Origin of the sequence: Streptomyces sp. NPDC003456 (assembly GCF_042878735.1) — a bacterium.
Lineage (GTDB): Bacteria > Actinomycetota > Actinomycetes > Streptomycetales > Streptomycetaceae > Streptomyces.
In genome coordinates this window covers 389,411-407,337 of the sequence record NZ_JBIAOK010000001.1, presented here as the reverse complement: position 1 = coordinate 407,337, position 17,927 = coordinate 389,411, and the positions used below count along the sequence as shown (strand labels likewise).

The window sequence follows — 17,927 nt, the reverse complement described above, 5'->3', positions numbered from 1 at the left end:
GCCTGGCCGACGCCACCGAGAGCTTCCGGGGTGACGCAGGCCGCTGCCCGGGCCGAGGGCCCGGGCAGCGGGGAACGGGACGGGAGGGAGGCCCTCAAGAGCGTTTGCGGCGGATCAGGAACATGATGGCCGCGCCGAGTACCAGCGCAGCGGCGCCGATGCCGACAGGTACTCCCACGCCGGCTCCGGTCGCGGCCAGCGGCTGGCTCTCACCGTTGGGCCGGGCGTCGTTCCCCGGGTCGGCGTTCGACCCGTCCATGGCGTTCGTGTTCCCCTCGGTGGTCTCCGTGGCGGGAGCCTGGGACTCGTCGCTCCTGGTCTCCGCCGTGGCGCCGGCTCCCGCCTCGCCCTTCCGGGGAGCGGCACCGCTCGTGGTGAAGGCGTGGGCTCCGCGGTCGGGTGCGCCGGTGGCCCGGCGGGCGCCGCTGATGTCGGTGCGGACCTGGTGCAGGGGCTTGCCCGAACCGATGGCGGGGGAGCCCCTGCGGAGTCGGAAGTCGGCTCCGGCGTCGGTGCCGGGCTTGACGAACCGCGGGTCGGCGACGATGTCGTGGGGTCCCTTCACCTCGGGAGCCTTGCCGCCGAAGTAGACGTTGTAGTCGTAGACGACGTCGACGTTCTTGCTCTTGGAGTTGGTCATCTGGCCCGGACGGCCGGCGGCCACGTTGTTCAGGATCCTGACATCCCTGCTGTCGTGGGCGTAGATGTTGCCGTAGCCTTTCATGCGGGTGCTGCGGCCGTTGTGATAGGCCGTGTTGTGCAGGATGTGGACGTGCTGGCTCTTGAAGGCGTGGATGCCGGAGCCGCCGTTGTCGTAGGACACGTTGTTGGCGACCAGGACCCGTCCCCGATAGTCGGGGCCCTGCTCGCCCGCCTTCGCCTTGCCCTTGAGGGTGTCGATGATGATGCCGTTACCGTCGGAGTAGCAGTCGCACTGCTCCCACTTCACCTTGGTCTCGTTGTCGTGGACGGTGTTGTTGGTGATCCGGAACTTGTACTTCCTGCCGGCGGCCCGGTCGACGTCGTGTGCGGCCAGGACGGAGATGCCGCTGGTGCCGAAGACCGTGTACCACGAATTCGCATACACGTGGTTGCGGTCGATCGTCATGTAGTCCGCGCCACGTGACGCGATGCCCGAGCCGGGGCAGTGATGCACGGTGTTGCCGACGATGTCGATGTGATGAGGCCTGGCACCGGAGGACTTGTTCGGCTCGGCCCAGATGCAGTTGCCGTTGTACTTCCCCCTTCTTGTGCTGGCGCCCCGTTCGGCTTCGGCAAGGGAGATGTTGGCGTTGTTGCCCTTGACCTCCAGTCCGCGGACGGCGATCTGGGAGGCGCCGTTGATGCGGATGCCGTTCCATGCCTCGACGGGGTTGATGACCGGGCGGTGCCCAGGGTGGGCCCGGAAGGTGATCGGTGCTCCGGCCCGGCCGGAACGGGAGATCACCAGGACGTCCGCACCTCCGCGTCGTTCGCGGTAGGTGCCGTTCATGATGGACACGGTGTCTCCGGGCGCGGTGCTGTCGGCGGCCCTCTGCAGCGTGCGGAACGGCTTGGCCTGCGAGGTTCCCGGGTTGCGGTCGGAGCCGCCGGGGCTGACGTAGTAGGTACGGGCAGCGGCCTGCGCCGTCTGCGAACCGGCCAGACCCAGGGGTATCGCCGAACCGATGAGTACCGCTGACACTGCGTATGCGCTGGTGCGTTTCATTGCTGCCTTTTCTCCGAGGACCCTTACGCGGACGGCCTTCTGCCTCATCGCCCCGTCGGACCGGCCGACGTGACGGCGCCACCCTCCGTCCCGCACGAGACTTCACAACCGGTCGCAGCGAGGAGACATCACGCCCGGCAGCCACACCCCGGGCATGCCTCGCGCACCACACGGCCCCGGGCACGGGACATGAGTTATGAGTGCCGGCCGCCATGCCGTGGCCCGCAAGTTTGCTTCGTGGGGGGCGAGTTGCGGGAGTGACGTTGACAGAATTCCGCCATGGACGCAAGACGTCACGAGCACCGTCGACACCCGATTCTTAGCGGAGTCTTATGAGTTCCTGAGCACATTCTTCACGCAGCGCCCGGAGCCCCGGATCGGACTTATGGTGGCCGGCCCTGCCCGGATTGTGGCTCACGCCGTCCCGCGACTGGTCGAGCAGCGACATGACGCCCCTGATAACGCCGGTCCCGGACCGATCGCAATTCTGACAGGCTTATCTGACTCAGCGTGGACGGATGCGTACGCCGCGCAGTCTTAAGGCAATCTTAGGCGTCTCTCAGCGCAATCGTCACCGCGCAATTTTCGGACTCTTCTGGGGCTAACTTCTCCCGGAGCACGCACTGGTGTGTGGTCGTCAGACGGAAAGGGAAGCTGAGCGATGAGCCTGAAGAAGCAACATGGGCGGCGGGCGCGCAGGAAGCCGATGGCAGTCAAGGCGGTCATAGCCACGGCCGTGGCATCGGTGGTGGCCGGTTCGTTCGTTGCCCTCCAGCCCGAAGCGGATGCGACTCCTGTCCCGGCTGCGATGAATGCCGACGAGGCGAGTCGACTCGCGAGCCCGCTCGAGAAGAAGCTCGGCGCTGACGCGGCAGGTTCCTACTACGACTCCGCGGCGAAACGACTCGTCGTGAACGTGGTGGACGAGCGCGACGAGAAGCTGGTCACCAAGGCCGGTGCAAAGGTCCGTGAGGTGAAACGGACCATGCGGCAGCTGGCCGAGGTGAAGGCGTCGCTGGACCGCCGCACCCGGACGCCCGGTACGTCATGGTCGGTCGACCCGCGCACCAACAAGGTAGTGGTCACGGCAGACGCGACCGTGAAGGGCCGCACGTGGCAAGACCTGGTCGAAAAGGTCGGCGCATGGGGCGACTCGGCGCGCGTGGAGAAGACAGACGGTGTCTTCAAGCCGTTTGTGGACGGCGGTGACGCCATCATTTCGGGCGGAGCGCGCTGCTCGGCCGGGTTCAATGCGAGGAAGGGCAAGCAATTCTTCCTGATAACCGCGGGGCATTGCACCCGAGTGGGAGCCGACTGGGCCGCGGGCGGATCCTCTCGGCGGCCGATCGGCCCAGCTGTGGAAAGCAGCTTTCCCGGTAACGATTTCGCGGTCATCAAGTACAGGAATTCCCGCTCTGTGCCACCCGGCACCGTCGATCTCCACAACGGACGGAAGCAGGCGATCAAGGGCGCCGCTCTTCCGGTCGTCGGACAGCGCGTGCAGCGGAGCGGCAGTACGACAGGACTGCATGCCGGGACGGTGACGGCACTCGACACCACCGTCAACTACCCCCAGGGCCAGGTCCGGGGCCTGATCCGCACCAACGTCTGCGCGGAACCGGGCGACAGTGGCGGCGCCCTGTTCGCCGGCAGCGTGGCACTCGGCCTGACCTCGGGTGGCAACGGAAGCTGCCGCCGGGGAGGGACGACGTTCTTCCAGCCCGTCACCGAGGTGCTCGACCGCTTCAAGCTGAGTGTCGAGCTGGGCGCCTCGGCCGCCGAGAAGCCGGGAAGTCCTGTACCGCCGAAGAAGACCAAGCGCCCGGCCAAGCCGCAGCCCAAGGTGCCGGACGCAGCCAAGCGCGTGGTGCAGTTGGTGAACCAGGAGCGTTCAAGGAGCGGATGCCGGCCGCTGAAGGTGAACGGGCAGCTGTCCGCGGCGGCCCAGAAGTACGCCGGGGTCATGGGCAGGAGCGGGGTACTGTCCCACCGCGGGCCTGACGGCAGCACCATGTCGTCGCGCGTCAAGGCCGCCGGCTACGCCGGCTCCTCTCTGGGCGAGAACATCGCCCAGGGCCAGCGGAGCCCCGAGCAGGTGATGCGTGCGTGGATGGGCAGCTCCGGGCACCGCGCCAACATCCTCAACTGCCGCTTCCAGGACATCGGGGTGGGCGTGAGCAAGGTGGGGAACGGCCCCTGGTGGGTGCAGAACTTCGGCACGAGGCGCTGACGGCAGCGCCGAGCTGTACGGATACGGCGGCGGCCGGGGAGCGGCCAGGCCGAACCGGGACTGCCACCCGCACTCTGCAGCGGGTGGCAGTCCCGGTTCGCTGCACGACGCCTGGCTTCCATGGCCCCGTCGGTCGTCGGCCGGGTGCACAGCCACGACGCCCACGGCCATGCAGTCCTTACGGCGTCGTCACCGTCGACCGCACCATGGCCGTGCCCCGACGGGGGCCGTCCTCATGAGTCGGACCAGGGCCGCACGGCCGGTCGGTGCGTCACCCGGGCCTACCCGCCGGGCTCCTTGCGGCCTCGGGACCGGCGCAAGCCGATGGCTGACCGGGCCGCCGCGGCGAAGGGCCAACGAAGCGCGGTCGCCCTCTGGACGACCTGCCCCGTCCAGGAGGTCTGCCCGTGGCCGTGACGCATCCGCCGCGCTCCCCGCCGCACGGTGTGATCCACGGGGCCCAGTCTCATCTCCACACTCACCCGGGCACCCCCCAGTGGTGATCGCCCGATGCGCAAGGAGCCCTGACACGTCGTCGCCGCGCGCTGTGCGATGTCCAGTCCGAGCCCGGTCGAGCCCTGCCCGCTCAGGCCCCGCGTGAGCGCCGATTCCGGATCCTCTATGCCCGCGCCGCCGTCGTCGACCGTCAGGACCACGCTGTGAGCAGTGCGGTGAACCGTGATCGCAAAAGGAGTGCCCTGAGGTGTGTGCCTGAAGATGTTGCCTACCAGCGCGTCCACGACGGCAGCGAAGTCGTCCTCGGAGATCATCACGGCGGTGGGCTCGTCCGTGATCTCCACAGTGTGCCGGCGGCCCTGCTCATGGGCCAGGATCGACCAGAAATCAGCGCGCGCGGCAGTGATCGTCGCCGCTTCGCATCCCTGTCCGCCGGGAGAGGCCGCCTCGGCCACCAGGGGAACGCGTGCCGCCTTGATGATGGAGCTCAGCTCCGAGTCGACGAAGGTGACCGCGCCCTCGAGGCGCCGTCCTTCCGACTCGGGCAGTACCTTGGCCAGACGCTCGGCCTCGAGATGGAGGGCTGTCAGCGGCGTGCGAAGGCGGTGGGAGAGGTCGGCCACGAGTTCTCGCTCCATGGCCAGCAGATCCACCACGTGATCGGCCATGGCGTTGAAAGCGGTGCCGGCCTCCAGGAGTTCGGGAGGCCCGCCCGGTGCCACGCGCGTGCGGAGGTCACCCTTGCGGAAGGCGTGCGCCGCCCGGGACAGATCCTTGGAAGCGCGGACGACGCGGGTCCCCAGTCGGTCGGCGACGGCGACCGACCCCGTGACCAGTCCCAGGGCCAGCAGGGCGAGGACGATCCAGGACTTCTCGACTCCCCGATTCAGGTCCGCCGCGGGTACGAAAGCCTCGACGACGGCGACCTCGTTCTCCGGCAGGACGACCGGTTGCAGGTACACCCAGCCCTGGTCCGTCTCCAGGGAGAAGGACTCCCGCCGCTGAGCGGCGCGTTTCAGCGATGACGGGGGAGCGGTGGAAGGACCGACGCGTGATCCCGAGGGCAAGTGGACCCCCAGGCGCTTGTCGCCGTCCAGACTGGCCACCGCCTGCTCGACCTCGCCCGGTTCGGTGGTGATGGCGAGGACCGGGGACAGGGCGGCGGCCTTCTGCTCCGCCTGAGTGATCGCTCGGGAGCGCGCTTCCGACTGTACGAGAAGGGCTAGAGGTATCGAGAAGGAGAGAGCGATCATGGAGGTGACAGCCAGGGCGACGGCCGCCAGGGCGCGTCTCACGTGGGCGTCACCAACTTGATCCCCACTCCCCTCAGGGTGTGGAGGTAACGCGGTTGAGACGCCTTTTCCCCCATCTTGCGGCGCAACGAGGAGATGTGCACGTCGAGCGTTTGATCCTCGACGTAGGGCTGGCGCCACACATCGGCCAGGATGCGACGCCGGGAACACACCCTGTTGGCGCGCTGGGCGAGATAGGTGAGAAGGTCGAACTCGCGGCGGGTGAGGCGCAGTTCACGACCGTCCAGATGGGCGGAATGGCCGTCCAGGTCCAGTTGCAACCCTCCCACGCGTATCTGCCCGGTGTCGGGAGCATCGTCCCTTTGGTGCTGTGCGGGATGGGAGCGGCGGAGTACCGCGCTCAGGCGGGCGGCGAGTTGTCCGCCTGAGAACGGTTTGACGATGTAGTCGTCGGCGCCGGTGTTCAGCAGGCGGATGATCTCGGCCTCGTCGTCACGTGCTGTGGCCACCACGACGGGGACCTGTGAGATGCCGCGAAGCATGCGAAGAACGTCGACACCGTCCAGGTCAGGCAGACCCAGGTCCAGCACGACCGCATCCGGTGCGTACTGTGTCACTTCGCGCAGAGCCTGGAATCCCAGTGAGGTGCTTCGCACCACATGTCCGTGTTCGGCGAGGACTCCCGTGAGCGTCGTACGTATGACGGAGTCGTCTTCTACGAGAAGTATCGAGGCCACGTGAGAGACGCTAGTACGTTTCAGCTTGTCATGCAGGACAGTTGATGACGTGCTACCTACGGTCGGGCAGAATGGGTTGATGAACCGCATCCTGCGCAACGTATTGTTGTGGGGCGCTTGCACGGCGACAAGTGTCACGGCAGTCGCAGTCACTGTCAGTCTCGTGGACGGGTCCACACGACCGGTGCCGCCTGTCGCACGTGAGGTACCCGACACGGGCGGGGCGTCTGCGCAACCCACATCGGCTGCCCCGGTACCTCCGACTCCCCGTGCCACGAGCAGCGCACCGAGCACGGAGGGTTCCTCCAGCGCCGACAGGGGCGATGCGGTCGCCGAGCCGACCGCAGTAGCGTCTCCACGACCGGTGGCCACGAGGATCGAGCGGGACTGCGACAAGTCAACGGGCCTCGTCCGCACGATTCGTACGATAGGCGGCCAGGTCGTCGTCGCCTTCGAGGACGGCCGAGTGTGCTTGGTGTCGGCCGTACCGACCAGCGGGTTCGCCGTCTCCGTGGACCGTGGGCCCGATCGCCTCTCCGTCACCCTGGCCAAACCGGGTGCTCGCGCCGTGGTCGACGCCTACGCGGAGGGCAACCGCACCAGCGTGCGTCAGGTCGTCGGCTGAGCGGCAGGGCGGAAGTCGGCTTCCCGGAAAGCCCGGAAGGGCCGGCGAGTGCTGAGGAGGAGGCACTCGCCGGCCCGGGGGAGGCCCGCTGCCCGGGCGAGGGGCGCCCGGGCAGCGGGGGTCGTGGTGGGAACGAGAGGGTCAGGTGCGCTTGCGGCGGATCAGGAAGATGATGCCTCCGCCGAGCAGCAGTGCCGCGGCGCCGATGCCGAGGGGCACTCCCACGCCGGCTCCGGTCGCGGCCAGCGGGCCGCTGTCACCGTCGGAGCGGGCTTCGCTCCCGGTGCTCCGGTCCGTCTCGGCGGGGTCGGCGTTCTGCTCGCCGGTACCTCCGCTGCCGGTGTCGGTCCCGGTGGCGGGGGACCCGTCGTCCTTGGTCTCCGCTGCGGCGCCGGCTGCGGGCGTGGTGGCGGTGTCCTCGGTGCTGGGGGCCTTGCCGTCGGTGGTGAAGGCGAAGGCTCCGCGGTCGGGGGCGTCGGCGGCGCGACGGGCGCCGGTGATGTCGGTGGTGACCTGGTCGAGCGGCTTGGCGGAGCCGATGGCGGGAGAGCCCTTGCGCAGCTGGAAGGCGGCTTCGTCGCCGGGTCTGACGATCTTGGGGTCGGCGACGATGTCGTGCGGGCCCTTCACCTCGGGGGCCTTGCCGCCGTAGTAGACGTTGTAGTCGTACGTGACGTCGGTGTTCTTGTGCTTGGAGTTGGTGGACTGGCCGGGACGGCCGTAGGCGACGTTGTTGAGGATCTTCACGTCCGTGCTGTTGTGCGCGTAGACGTTGGCGTAGCTCTCCATGCGGGTGCTGCGGCCGTTCTGGTAGGCCGTGTTGTGGAGGATGTCGACGTGCTGGCTCTTGAAGGAGTGGATTCCGGAGCCGCCGTTGTTGTAGGACACGTTGTTGGCGACCAGGACCCGTCCCTGGTAGTCGGGGCCGGACGCGCCGGACTTCGCCTTGTCCTTGAGGGTGTCGATGATGATGCCGTTACCGTCGGAGTAGCAGTTGCACTGCTCCCACTTCACCTTCGACTCGTTGTCGTGGACGGTGTTGTCGGTGATCCGGATCTTGTACTTGCCGGGGTTGCCGCCGTCGACGTCGCGCGCGGCCAGGATCGAGATGCCGCTGTTGGCGAAGACGGAGTACCAGGCGTTGGAGTAGACGTGGTTGCCGTCGATGGTGACGTAGTCGGCGTCACCGGCGGCGATGCCACCGCCGGGGCAGTGATGGACGGTGTTGCCGACGATGTCGATGTGGTGCGCGAGGGCGCCGGTCGACTTGTTCTTCTCCACCGACAGGCAGTTGGTGTTGAAGGTGGGCTTGGTGGTGCTGGCGCCCCGTTCGGCCTGGGCGAGGGAGATGTCGGCGCTGTTGCCCTTGATCTCCAGTCCGCGCACGGCGATGTGGGAGGCGCCGTTGACGCGGATGCCGTTCCACCCGCTGACGGGGTTGATGACCGGCCGGTGCCCGGGGTGGGCCCGGAAGGTGATGGGTGCTGCGGCCGTGCCGGAGCGGGAGATCACCATCACGTCCGCGCGTCCGGACTGCTCGCGGTAGGTGCCGTTCATGATGGAGACGGTGTCTCCGGGCGCGGTGCTGTCGGCGGCCTTCTGGAGCGTGCGGAACGGCTTGGCCTGCGAGGTTCCCGGATTGCTGTCGGAGCCGCTGGGGCTGACGTAATACGTGCGGGAAGCGGCCTGCGCCGTCTGCGAACCGGCCAGACCCAGAGGTATCGCCGAACCGACGAGTACCGCTGACACTGCGTATACGCTGCTGCGTTTCATTACTGCCTTTTCTCCGAGGACGCTTGCGCGGAACGCTGCTTCGGCCACGCCTGCTCCGGCGAGCGCCGGTCGTTCCGGGCAAGAGCTCACGAGCGATCGAGGGGGGAGGGACACCGCTTTGCGTGCTCGGACCGAGGGGCAGCACCGGAGAGGGTGCGCACCTGCCGGCAGGAATGCGTCTGCTGACCGTCAAGGGTCCTGGCGGGGGGCCGGGCTCGCACATTGTCGGTGGCCCGATGCTTCGATCGACGTCCACCCGCGGTGTCGCCCTCCAAGTTCGCTGCGTGGGGGGCGAGTTACGTGTGTGACGTTGGCAGATCCCAGCTGCAGATGCAAGTTGAGAGCAAGTGTCAACGTTCTGATGGACTGTCAGTTGTGCGGAAACGCTTAAGGATGGCTCCGAGGGGTTGCCTGTCGGCATGCCGGTATACCAGCATGCCGCCATGCCGCGCATCGGATGGCGCATATTCGGTCCTCGATGCGCGAAGGCACTGCAGCACGTGAACGCCCGTCTCAGGCACGGCTATGCGACCGCACGGACCTACCGTGAGCCGGTTACCGGGCTGAACCGTCCATCTAGGGAGAATGCACGAACCATGGTCAACCCCTCACGCACTCTGACCACCAGACCACTAGCACTGCTGACAGCCGGCACGCTTCTCGGTGGCCTCGTGTCCGTCATCGCAGCCGCGCCGGCCAGCGCCGACGTCAGCGGTGACTTCGACACCGCCGCCCTCGGCAGCACGCCCTCCAGCTGGTCCGTTTCCGGTGGTGGCGGTGACGCCACCGTGCAGCAGGTGCCCGGGACCGTCGACCGGAGCCTGCGCCTGCGGGACACCTCCACGACCGCGTCCGTGCTCGCGGGCACGGCCTTCGGCAGCACGTCGTCGACGGTCGTCGCGGGCTTCCGGCTCCGCGCCGCGCAGACCTCGGCGACGATCGGTGTGCACCTGGACGGCAACGCCGGGCACAGCGTCACCGTCGCGATGAGCGCGGACGGGCGTCTGTACACCTACGACGGCACCCGACGGGTGTACCTCGGCGCCTACACGGCCGACCGCTGGTACGACATCAGGGTGGTGGCCCGCCCGTCCACGGCGACCGCCGACATCTACATCGACGGTGAGCGCAAGGCCGACGGTCTGGCGTTCCGGACGTCCGGCACCGCGCTCGGACGTATCGAAGCCGGCGTCTCCAAGGCCCACACGGGCACGGCATGGGTGGACGACGTGCGTACCACCGTGGAGAACAACACGGGCAACTGGCCCTACCTCGGTTCGGTCGCCCCCCGCACCGCCCAGCAGGTCGGCACGTCGGATCTGATCATCGGTGCCGAGACCCTCGACCGGGACTACACGAACTACCGGGCGTTCGCCCCCTACCTGGGTCGGCTCGGCGCCACCACCACCCGGCTGCAGGGCGGTTGGGGGAAGACGGAGAAGACCAAGGGCGTCTACAACTGGGACTGGCTCGACCGGATCGTCGACGACGCCCGGGGCCGGGGGGTCAAGCCCTGGCTCCAGCTGTCCTACGGCAACGCGGCCTACCCGGGAGGAGGCGGCTCCGGTCTCGGTGGGCAGCTGCCCAGCTCCGCCGAGGCCCTGGACGCGTGGGACGCATGGGTGACCGCCATGGTGAAGCGGTACAAGAACCGCGGCGTCACCGAGTGGGAGATCTGGAACGAGCCCAACCTGGCCGGCATCCCGGTGGCCGACTACACCGACTTCTTCATCCGCACGGCCACCCTCATCCGTGCCGAACAGCCCAGCGCCGTCATCTACGGCCAGGAAGCAGGCATCGACGTCCCCTACGCCAAGGATTTCCTGACGCGGCTGGCCGAGAAGGGCAAGGCCGACCTGCTGGACGGCTTCACCTACCACCCGTACAACGCCAACCCCGACGACGCCTGGACGTACGGGCAGGTGCAGAAGTTGCGGGGACTGATCGCCCAGTACGCGCCCGGTGCCGTCCTCCGACAGGGGGAGAACGGCGCACCCAGCAGGCCGGGCAGCTTCGGTGCCCTGGGCGACCTGGACTGGACGGAACTCAGCCAGACCAAGTGGGTCCTGCGCCGCGTGCTCAACGACCTCGGGCGCGACATCAGCACCAGCGTCTTCAGCATCTCCGACCTGCACTACCCCGGTAAGATCAACAGCAAGGGCCTGCTGCAGACCAACACCGACAAGACCATCCGCTACGCCAAGCCCTCGTACTACGCCGTCCAGAACGTGGCGTCCCTGTTCGACCGCACGGTGCGACCGCTCCCCGGTTATGGCTGGAGCGCCTCGCCCAACGCCTCGCTCACCGTGCAGGCGTTCGCCAAGCAGGGCGCCGGCCGTCAGATCGTCGGCGTCTGGTCGGGAGCGGCCAAGCCCAGCGAGGTCAACACGACCAGGGCCACGGATCTGACCTTCACCGACGGCAACTTCGACGACCCGGTGCTCGTGGACGTGCGCACCGGTGCCGTTCACGACATCCCCGCCGCCAACTGGTCCGTCCAGGGCGGCAAGTACACCTTCAAGGACATCCCGGTGTACGACTCACCCGTGCTCATCGCCGACCGGTCCGTCATCAAGTTCTGACCCATGCCCGGCTCGGCCCCGTCCCCCGAGGGGGGCGGGGCCGAACCAGGGCTCCGCTAGGCCGCCGGCTGCTCCATCACCCCGTTGATCCTGCGCGGTACGCGGAGCGGATTGTCACGGCGCAACGGCGCGGGCAGCAGCGCATCCGGCATGTTCTGGTACACGACGGGTCGCAGCCACCGGGCGATGGCCGTGCCCCCGACGCTCGTGTGCAGGGGCGAGGTGGTGGCCGGCCACGGGCCTCCGTGGTGCATGGCCTGGGTGACGGCGACCCCGGTGGGCCAGCTGTTCCACAGCAGACGTCCCGCGGGAACGGCCGACAGCACGAGACGGGCCAGTTCGTCGTCGGCGCCTTCCCGGCCGTGGACCGTCGTGGTGAGACTCGCGGGCACCAGAGGAAGGGTGGCGAGCAGGTCCTCCCGGCTCTCGTACTCCACGATCAGCCCGGCCGGTCCGAAGCACTCGTGGAGCAGTTCCGGCGCCGAGCGCACCGTCTCGGCCGAGACGGACAGCAGGGTGGGGATCACCGCGTCGTGCCGAGCCGTGTCCGCGGTTGCGGAGCGACCCGTGATCACCCGCACGTGCGGATGACCGGCGAGGGCCGCAAGAGCGGAGGTGTATCCCTCATGGATCCACTGGCCGAGCATCGGTGCCGCCGGCACGGCGTCGGCCTCCTCCGCCAGCTGCGCCTCCAGGCCATGGCCGGTGGGGAGGAAGAGGACACCGGGCTTGGTGCAGAGCTGCCCCTGGCTGAAGGTGAGCGAGGCGACGAAGTCGTGCGCCACCCTCTCGCCGCGATCGGCCAGTGCCGCCGCGGTCACGATCACGGGGTTGAGTGATCCGAGCTCGCCGTAGAAGGGGATGGGGTCCGGTCGCGCGCAGGCCATGTCGAACAGGGCCCTGCCGCCCGAGGTGGATCCCGTGAAGCCGACGGCGCGAATGTGTGAGTCACGCACGAGTGCGGGGCCCGCCTCCCGGCCCTGGACGAGGGACAGCGTGCCCGCGGGGAGAACGGCTGACGCCAGTTCGGCTGTCAGCGTGGAAAGCCGCGGATGCCCCTCATGAGCCTTCACCACGACGGGGCACCCGGCTGCCAGCGCGCTTGCGGTGTCGCCGCCGAGGACGGAGAAGGCCAGGGGGAAGTTGGAGGCGGAGAAGACCGCGACGGGTCCTATGGGAACGAGCATGCGCCTCAGGTCGGGGCGGGGGGCCGGGATCACCTTCGGGTCGGGTAGGTCGACCATGACATCGAGGAACGCGCCGCTCCGGACGATGTCGGCGAACATGCGCAACTGCACCTCCGTGCGCCGCACTTCCGATTCGAGCCGGACGGGCGTCAGACCTGTCTCGTGACTGCCGACGCTCACCAGCTCCTGCGCGTGCTTCTTCACCGAGTCCGCCAGACTGCCCAGGAGGTCTGCGCGCTCCCGCAAGGGAAGGTCGGCGAGGAGGCCGGTGGCGGCCGCCGCTCGCTCCGCTGCGTCCGCCGCTGCCCGGACGGCAGGCGCTGGTTCTTGCTGGGGGGAAGAGGATGACATCGAGACCTCCGCTACGGGGTGGGTGTTTCCGTCAGGTGTCCGAAGAACTGCGTTCCGGGGTCTTGCGCTTGGCATGCTGGTATACCACGATGTCGGCATGCCAGGAGCGGGAGCCGGCGCGAACGGGCCGCAGAGGGCCGATCGCCGACGCCGTGTATACGGCGCGCGAACCGGCGGGGACGGCCGGTCGCACGACCGGCTGCTGGCCAACGGTCACGTCGGTCCCTGGGTGAGTGACGGGTCTTGCCCCGGTTCCGACGTGACCCTTCGCCCTCTCGGCGGATCGTTCGCCGTCAGGGCGTAGCGCCGAGCACATGTGGAGAAAGGGAAGCAGACTTTGTGCAGAGCCCTGTGGGAGACGAGAGGGCCGGCAGATGCGTGTTGAGCTCTTCATGCACCCTCTGTCCCTGCGTGACAAGGCGCCGGAGCAGGCCGAGACGCTCGCGGCCTGCGGTGTCGACGGCGTACGTCTGGCCTACGCCTATCACGGGGGAAGGTGGCTGCTGAGCACCAGCGAACCGGGAAACGTCGCCGACTTCGGTGCCGGCCGCTGGTTCGCCTCACCGGCCGGCGGGCAGGCCGAAGCGGCACCCGGCCTGGTTCTCCCCTCGCAGGGGGACCTGGCGACCAGCGCCTGCGCGGCGCTGACCGCCGCGGGGCTGGGCGTCACGGCGTGGCTGGTCGGACTGCATCAGTCACCGCTCGTGCGCCACAGGCCCGACCTCGCCCTTCTCAATGTCTTCGGGCATCGCTACGAGCACGCCCTGTGCCCCGCACAGCCGGACGTCGTGCGCTACGCACGTCACCTGGTCGCGGACGCCGCGGCACAGCAGGGAGTCAGCGGGCTCGAACTGGAGGCCTTCGGCTACCTGGGGTGGGCTCACCAGAGCGCGCACGACAAGTTCGGCGTGGCACTGCGCCCGGTCGACCGCTGGCTCCTGTCACTGTGCGTGTGTGAGGCCTGCGCAAGGCGCTACCGCGACGCCGGTGCGGACGTGGACGAGCTTCGCGACAAGGCACGCAACGCGCTGCGGGAGCAGTTCCGTTCGGCGAAGCCCCCGGCCGAGCACCTGGCAGACGACGCACGGGGCGTCTTCGGCAGCGAACTCCTCACTCTCATCCTGCGGACCCGTTCCGCGGTGACGAGCGACCTCGTCGAGGCAGCGGCCGATGCGGCGCCGCACCTTCCGGTGTCCGTCCGTGCCACCTGTGACCCCTACGCCTGTGACGGCAAGTCCTCCGGTGACCTCCACGCCCTCGCCCGGGCGGCCGGCGGCCTGACCGTCACCAACCTCGCGGGCTCGCTGGAAGGCCTGGAGTCCGACCTGGCCGCGGCCGCCCGGACAGGAGCCCGCGTCACGGCGGGGTGGAGCCTGTCGGCCGCCCACACCGCCACCGAGGCCCAGCTGGCGCAGGTGGCCCGAGCGGCCAGGGGCTGTGCCGCTGTGGCCTTCTACGCATACGATCTCGCGCCCTCCGAACGGCTGTCCTGGCTGAGCCGACTGCCCCGGACAGACGAACAGGACGAGGCGCCCTACTTCCACGGAACGGAGGCCGCGCAATGACCGGCTACCTCCTGCGCAGGCTCCTGCAACTGCTGCCAGTGGTGATCGTCGTCTCGCTGGTGCTGTTCCTCCTGTTGCGTCTGATGCCCGGGGATCCCACCACGGAGATCCTGGGCCAGGAGGCGACCGCCGAGGACCGTGCCGCCCTGCGCGCGGAACTCGGTCTCGACACACCCGTCACCCAGCAGTTCGCCGACTGGATCACCGGCATCGTCACCGGTGACCTGGGAACGTCATGGCTGACCACCGAGCCCGTCGGCGGCATGATCGGCGAGCGCCTCGCGGCGACCGTGGAGCTGGGGATCATCGCGCTGCTGATGGCGGTCTTCATCGGTATCCCGGCCGGCGTCCTCGCAGCGGTACGGCGACGCACCAAGACGGACGCCGCGCTGAACTCCCTCAGTGTCGTGGCCCTGTCGGCTCCGCACTTCTATGTCGCTGCCCTGCTCATCCTGGTGTTCGGGCTGTGGCTCAGGCTCCTTCCGCCCTCCGGGTACGTGCCGTTCACCGAGGACCCGATCGCGAACCTGGAGCACATCGTGCTCCCCGCCGTGACCATCGGCTCGACGATGGTCGCGGTGACCATGCGCCAGACCCGGGCCGCGCTCCTGGCGACCTTCAGCGAGGACTACATCCGCACCGCGGAAGCCACCGGCCTCTCCCGGCGCCGCATCGTGCTCGTGTACGCCCTGCGCAACGCCGTCGTTCCGGTGGTCACGGTCCTCGCCCTGCAGGTCGGAGCGCTGATGAGCGCCACGGTGGTGACGGAGACCGTCTTCACCGTGCCCGGCATGGGCACGCTGATCGTCGACAGCATCTTCGACCGCGACCTGCCCGTCGTGCAGGGAGCCGTGTTGATGGTCGTGGTCTTCGTCCTGCTGGTGAACCTGCTCGCCGACATCGTCTACGCGTGGCTCGACCCGCGCATCACGTACTGAGAGGAGAGCCATGACGACCGCCACTGTGGACACCGCCCCGCGCCATCCCGTGCTCAACCGCCTGCGACGCGACCGTCGCGCGCTCATGGCACTGCCCGTGCTGCTGCTGCTCGTTCTCGCGACGGCCACGAAACCGTTCCTCGGCGACTGGGTCAGCGATACCGACACCGACGAACTGCTGGCGGGCCCCAGCACCCGGCACTTCCTCGGTACCGACGAGCTGGGACGCGATGTCCTGGCCCGGGTGTGGTCGGGGGCCGCTGTGACGCTCCAGGTCGCCTCGGTCACCGTGATCGCCGCGCTGATCCTGGGAACCGTACTCGGCCTGGTGGCCGGCTACCGCGGCGGCTGGGTCGACGCCCTGGTCATGCGCACCGCCGACGGGCTCATCGCCTTCCCCCTGCTCGTCCTCGCCCTCACCGTCGTGGCCGCCATCGGGCCCGGCCTGGTCAACGCGCTGATCGCCATCGCCATCGTGACCACCCCACGCTTCGCCCGGGTGGTCCGCGGTGAAGTGCTCTCGCTCAGGACGAGGGAATGGGTCGCCGCGGCCCGCATCGTCGGTGTCCCCGAGCGCCAGATCATGCGTCGGCACCTGCTGCCGCACCTGGCCGGCACCCTGCTCGTCTTCGCCGCCCTGCAGGTGTCCACCGCGATCATGGCGGAAGCGGCCCTGAGCTTCCTCGGCCTCAGCGTGCAGCCGCCCCAGCCCAGCTGGGGAGCGATGGTGGCCTCCGGTACCGATCACCTGAACTCCACCTGGGCCCTGAGCGTCTTCCCGGGCCTGGCCATCCTCATCACCGTCGCGGCGTTCAACCTGCTCGCGGACGCCGTGCGAGACGCGCTGGACGCTCACCGGCCCGAACTGTCCGCACCGCGCTGAGCCGCCGCCGCCACCTCATCCGACCCTCACGGCATCCCGCCCGACCCCGCGCAAAGGAACGTCATGCAACTACCGGTCAATCCACTGTCACGCCGCTCGGTCCTGGCCGGCGCCGCCGCCACGATGTCCCTCACGGCCGTCGCCGCCTGCAGCGGCTCGTCGGGCGGCTCGGGAAGCGGCTCGTCCGGAGGCACTCTGACGGTGGGATTCGACAACGAACCGCTCACCCTCGACCCCGCGCTGAGCGCGGCGATCTCCTCCGACCGCAACGTGCTCAACCTCTTCTACGACACACTCCTGCGCCAGCAGCGCGACGGCTCGTTCGAACCCGCTCTCGCCGAGAGCTGGAAGGAGAGCGGCCGGACCATCACCTTCAAGCTCCGCAAGGGCGTCAAGTTCCACGACGGAACGGCCTTCGACGCCGAAGCGGTGGTCTTCAACCTGCGACGGGTGATGGACCCGGCGACGAAGTCGACCAAGGCGGCCGCCCTGTCCAAGATCTCCGACGTGAAGGCGGTCGACGCCGCCACCGTGCAGATCACCTTGAAGGACCAGGACCCGCTGCTGCTGATCAACCTGGCCCACGAGGCGGGCATGATGGCGTCCCCGACGGCCGTGAAGAAGGGCGGCGCCGGCTACGGCCGCAAGCCCGTGGGGACCGGGGCGTTCACCTTCGAGACGTGGCGTTCCAAGGTCCAGCTCATCGCGGAGCGCAACAAGACGTACTGGGCCAAGGCCTCGGACGGCAGCGCCCTGCCCAAGCTCGACAAGGTGATCTACAGGTTCGTCACCGAGGCCAAGGTGCTGAGGACGGAACTGGCCACGGGCGGCGTGCAGCTCGTACGCGCCCTGCCGCCGGAGGAGTTCAAGCAGCTGGAGTCCGACAGCGCCGTCTCCATCAAGGACGAGGGCGTCAGGCGGGCCTACTACGTCGCGCTCAACGTGACGCGTCCGCCGTTCGACGACCCCGCGGTCCGTGCCGCGTTCGCCCAGGCCGTCAACCGCGAGGCCGTGGGCAAGGCGGCGGCCGGCAACGAGTTCGACGTCGCACCGTCGTTCGCCACCAAGTCCGACTGGTTCTACGACGGCTCCCTCGCCCCTCTCCCGTACGACCCGAAGGCGGCGCGCAAGGCGCTGACCGAGGCCCGGGGAGGAAAGGGCACGACCATCACCATCCTGGCCCGGCGCAGGGCCCCCGACCCCACCATCGCGGAACTGCTCCAGAACCAACTCAAGCAGGCCGGTTTCACCGTGAAGGTCGAAGTGCTGGAACTGCAGACCATGCTGGAGCGCCTGCTCAACCAGGACTTCGACGCAGGCATGCTGGTCATCGACATCCCGCGCCTGGATCCGTCCCTCTCCTTCAACCCGTACTTCTCCAGCGACGGTGCCAACAACTGGTCCGGTCTGAAGGACACGAAGCTCGACGGCCTGCTCGAGAAGGCGCTCAACACCGACGACCAGGCCGTGCGCAAGCAGGCCTACGCCGACGTCCAGCGGCGCCTGCTCGACCAGAACTACTGGGTCTTCCTGCACCAGCCCAAGTCGCCCCTCATCCGCAGCACCAAGCTCAAGGGCGTCACACTCGACGTCGACGGCCAGGTGCGGCTCGACAACGCTCACCTGAGTTCCTGAGGGA

General features: G+C 68.7%; 12 protein-coding genes. 7 read left to right on the top strand and 5 right to left on the bottom strand.

What is annotated here, in order from left to right:
* Positions 1–94: 94 nt before the first annotated feature.
* Positions 95–1,684, bottom strand: a complete 1,590-nt coding sequence (locus ACFYWG_RS01450; protein WP_389198547.1) for a DUF1565 domain-containing protein — start codon at positions 1,682–1,684, stop codon at positions 95–97.
* A gap of 685 nt (positions 1,685–2,369) precedes the next feature.
* Here ACFYWG_RS01450 and ACFYWG_RS01445 point away from each other — a divergent pair.
* Positions 2,370–3,938 carry a CAP domain-containing protein gene (locus tag ACFYWG_RS01445; protein ID WP_389198545.1) on the top strand — a complete coding sequence of 523 codons (1,569 nt, stop codon included), beginning with the start codon at positions 2,370–2,372 and terminating at the stop codon, positions 3,936–3,938.
* 281 nt (positions 3,939–4,219) lie between these two features.
* On the opposite strand, the gene ACFYWG_RS01440 is transcribed toward ACFYWG_RS01445, so the two are convergent.
* Both ACFYWG_RS01440 and ACFYWG_RS01435 read right to left on the bottom strand, forming a co-directional pair.
* Complete coding sequence (locus ACFYWG_RS01440) at positions 4,220–5,689, bottom strand: ATP-binding protein (RefSeq protein ID WP_389198543.1); 1,470 nt, start codon at positions 5,687–5,689, stop codon at positions 4,220–4,222.
* Positions 5,686–6,384 carry a response regulator transcription factor gene (locus tag ACFYWG_RS01435; RefSeq protein ID WP_389198541.1) on the bottom strand — a complete coding sequence of 233 codons (699 nt, stop codon included), beginning with the start codon at positions 6,382–6,384 and terminating at the stop codon, positions 5,686–5,688. Before ACFYWG_RS01435 ends, ACFYWG_RS01440 begins: the two co-directional genes overlap by 4 nt.
* Before the next feature lie 364 nt (positions 6,385–6,748).
* Between ACFYWG_RS01435 and ACFYWG_RS01430 the strand changes: the two genes are divergently transcribed.
* The gene (locus tag ACFYWG_RS01430) at positions 6,749–7,009 is read left to right on the top strand and encodes a hypothetical protein (protein WP_383511934.1); all 261 of its coding nucleotides are present in this window, start codon (positions 6,749–6,751) and stop codon (positions 7,007–7,009) included.
* 141 nt (positions 7,010–7,150) lie between these two features.
* Here ACFYWG_RS01430 and ACFYWG_RS01425 read toward each other — a convergent pair whose 3' ends face one another.
* On the bottom strand, positions 7,151–8,758 hold the full coding sequence (locus tag ACFYWG_RS01425) for a right-handed parallel beta-helix repeat-containing protein (RefSeq protein WP_389198539.1): 1,608 nt from the start codon (positions 8,756–8,758) through the stop codon (positions 7,151–7,153).
* Positions 8,759–9,453: 695 nt separating this feature from the next.
* Between ACFYWG_RS01425 and ACFYWG_RS01420 the strand changes: the two genes are divergently transcribed.
* On the top strand, positions 9,454–11,364 hold the full coding sequence (locus ACFYWG_RS01420) for a hypothetical protein (protein WP_389198537.1): 1,911 nt from the start codon (positions 9,454–9,456) through the stop codon (positions 11,362–11,364).
* A 56-nt stretch (positions 11,365–11,420) separates the two neighbouring features.
* Here ACFYWG_RS01420 and ACFYWG_RS01415 read toward each other — a convergent pair whose 3' ends face one another.
* On the bottom strand, positions 11,421–12,902 hold the full coding sequence (locus tag ACFYWG_RS01415; RefSeq protein ID WP_389198535.1) for an aldehyde dehydrogenase (NADP(+)): 1,482 nt from the start codon (positions 12,900–12,902) through the stop codon (positions 11,421–11,423).
* A 392-nt stretch (positions 12,903–13,294) separates the two neighbouring features.
* Between ACFYWG_RS01415 and ACFYWG_RS01410 the strand changes: the two genes are divergently transcribed.
* The 4 genes from ACFYWG_RS01410 (at position 13,295) to ACFYWG_RS01395 (ending at position 17,923) form a co-directional block, all read left to right on the top strand.
* Positions 13,295–14,467, top strand: a complete 1,173-nt coding sequence (locus tag ACFYWG_RS01410; protein ID WP_389198533.1) for a hypothetical protein — start codon at positions 13,295–13,297, stop codon at positions 14,465–14,467.
* Positions 14,464–15,405: an ABC transporter permease gene (locus ACFYWG_RS01405; RefSeq protein ID WP_383507890.1), complete on the top strand. Its 942-nt coding sequence runs from the start codon at positions 14,464–14,466 to the stop codon at positions 15,403–15,405. The genes ACFYWG_RS01410 and ACFYWG_RS01405 overlap by 4 nt, the downstream gene beginning before the upstream one ends.
* Before the next feature lie 10 nt (positions 15,406–15,415).
* Positions 15,416–16,288 carry an ABC transporter permease gene (locus ACFYWG_RS01400; protein WP_376330210.1) on the top strand — a complete coding sequence of 291 codons (873 nt, stop codon included), beginning with the start codon at positions 15,416–15,418 and terminating at the stop codon, positions 16,286–16,288.
* A 63-nt stretch (positions 16,289–16,351) separates the two neighbouring features.
* Entirely contained in the window at positions 16,352–17,923 is a 1,572-nt protein-coding gene (locus ACFYWG_RS01395; RefSeq protein ID WP_389198530.1) for an ABC transporter substrate-binding protein, read from the top strand.
* Positions 17,924–17,927 lie beyond the last annotated feature (4 nt).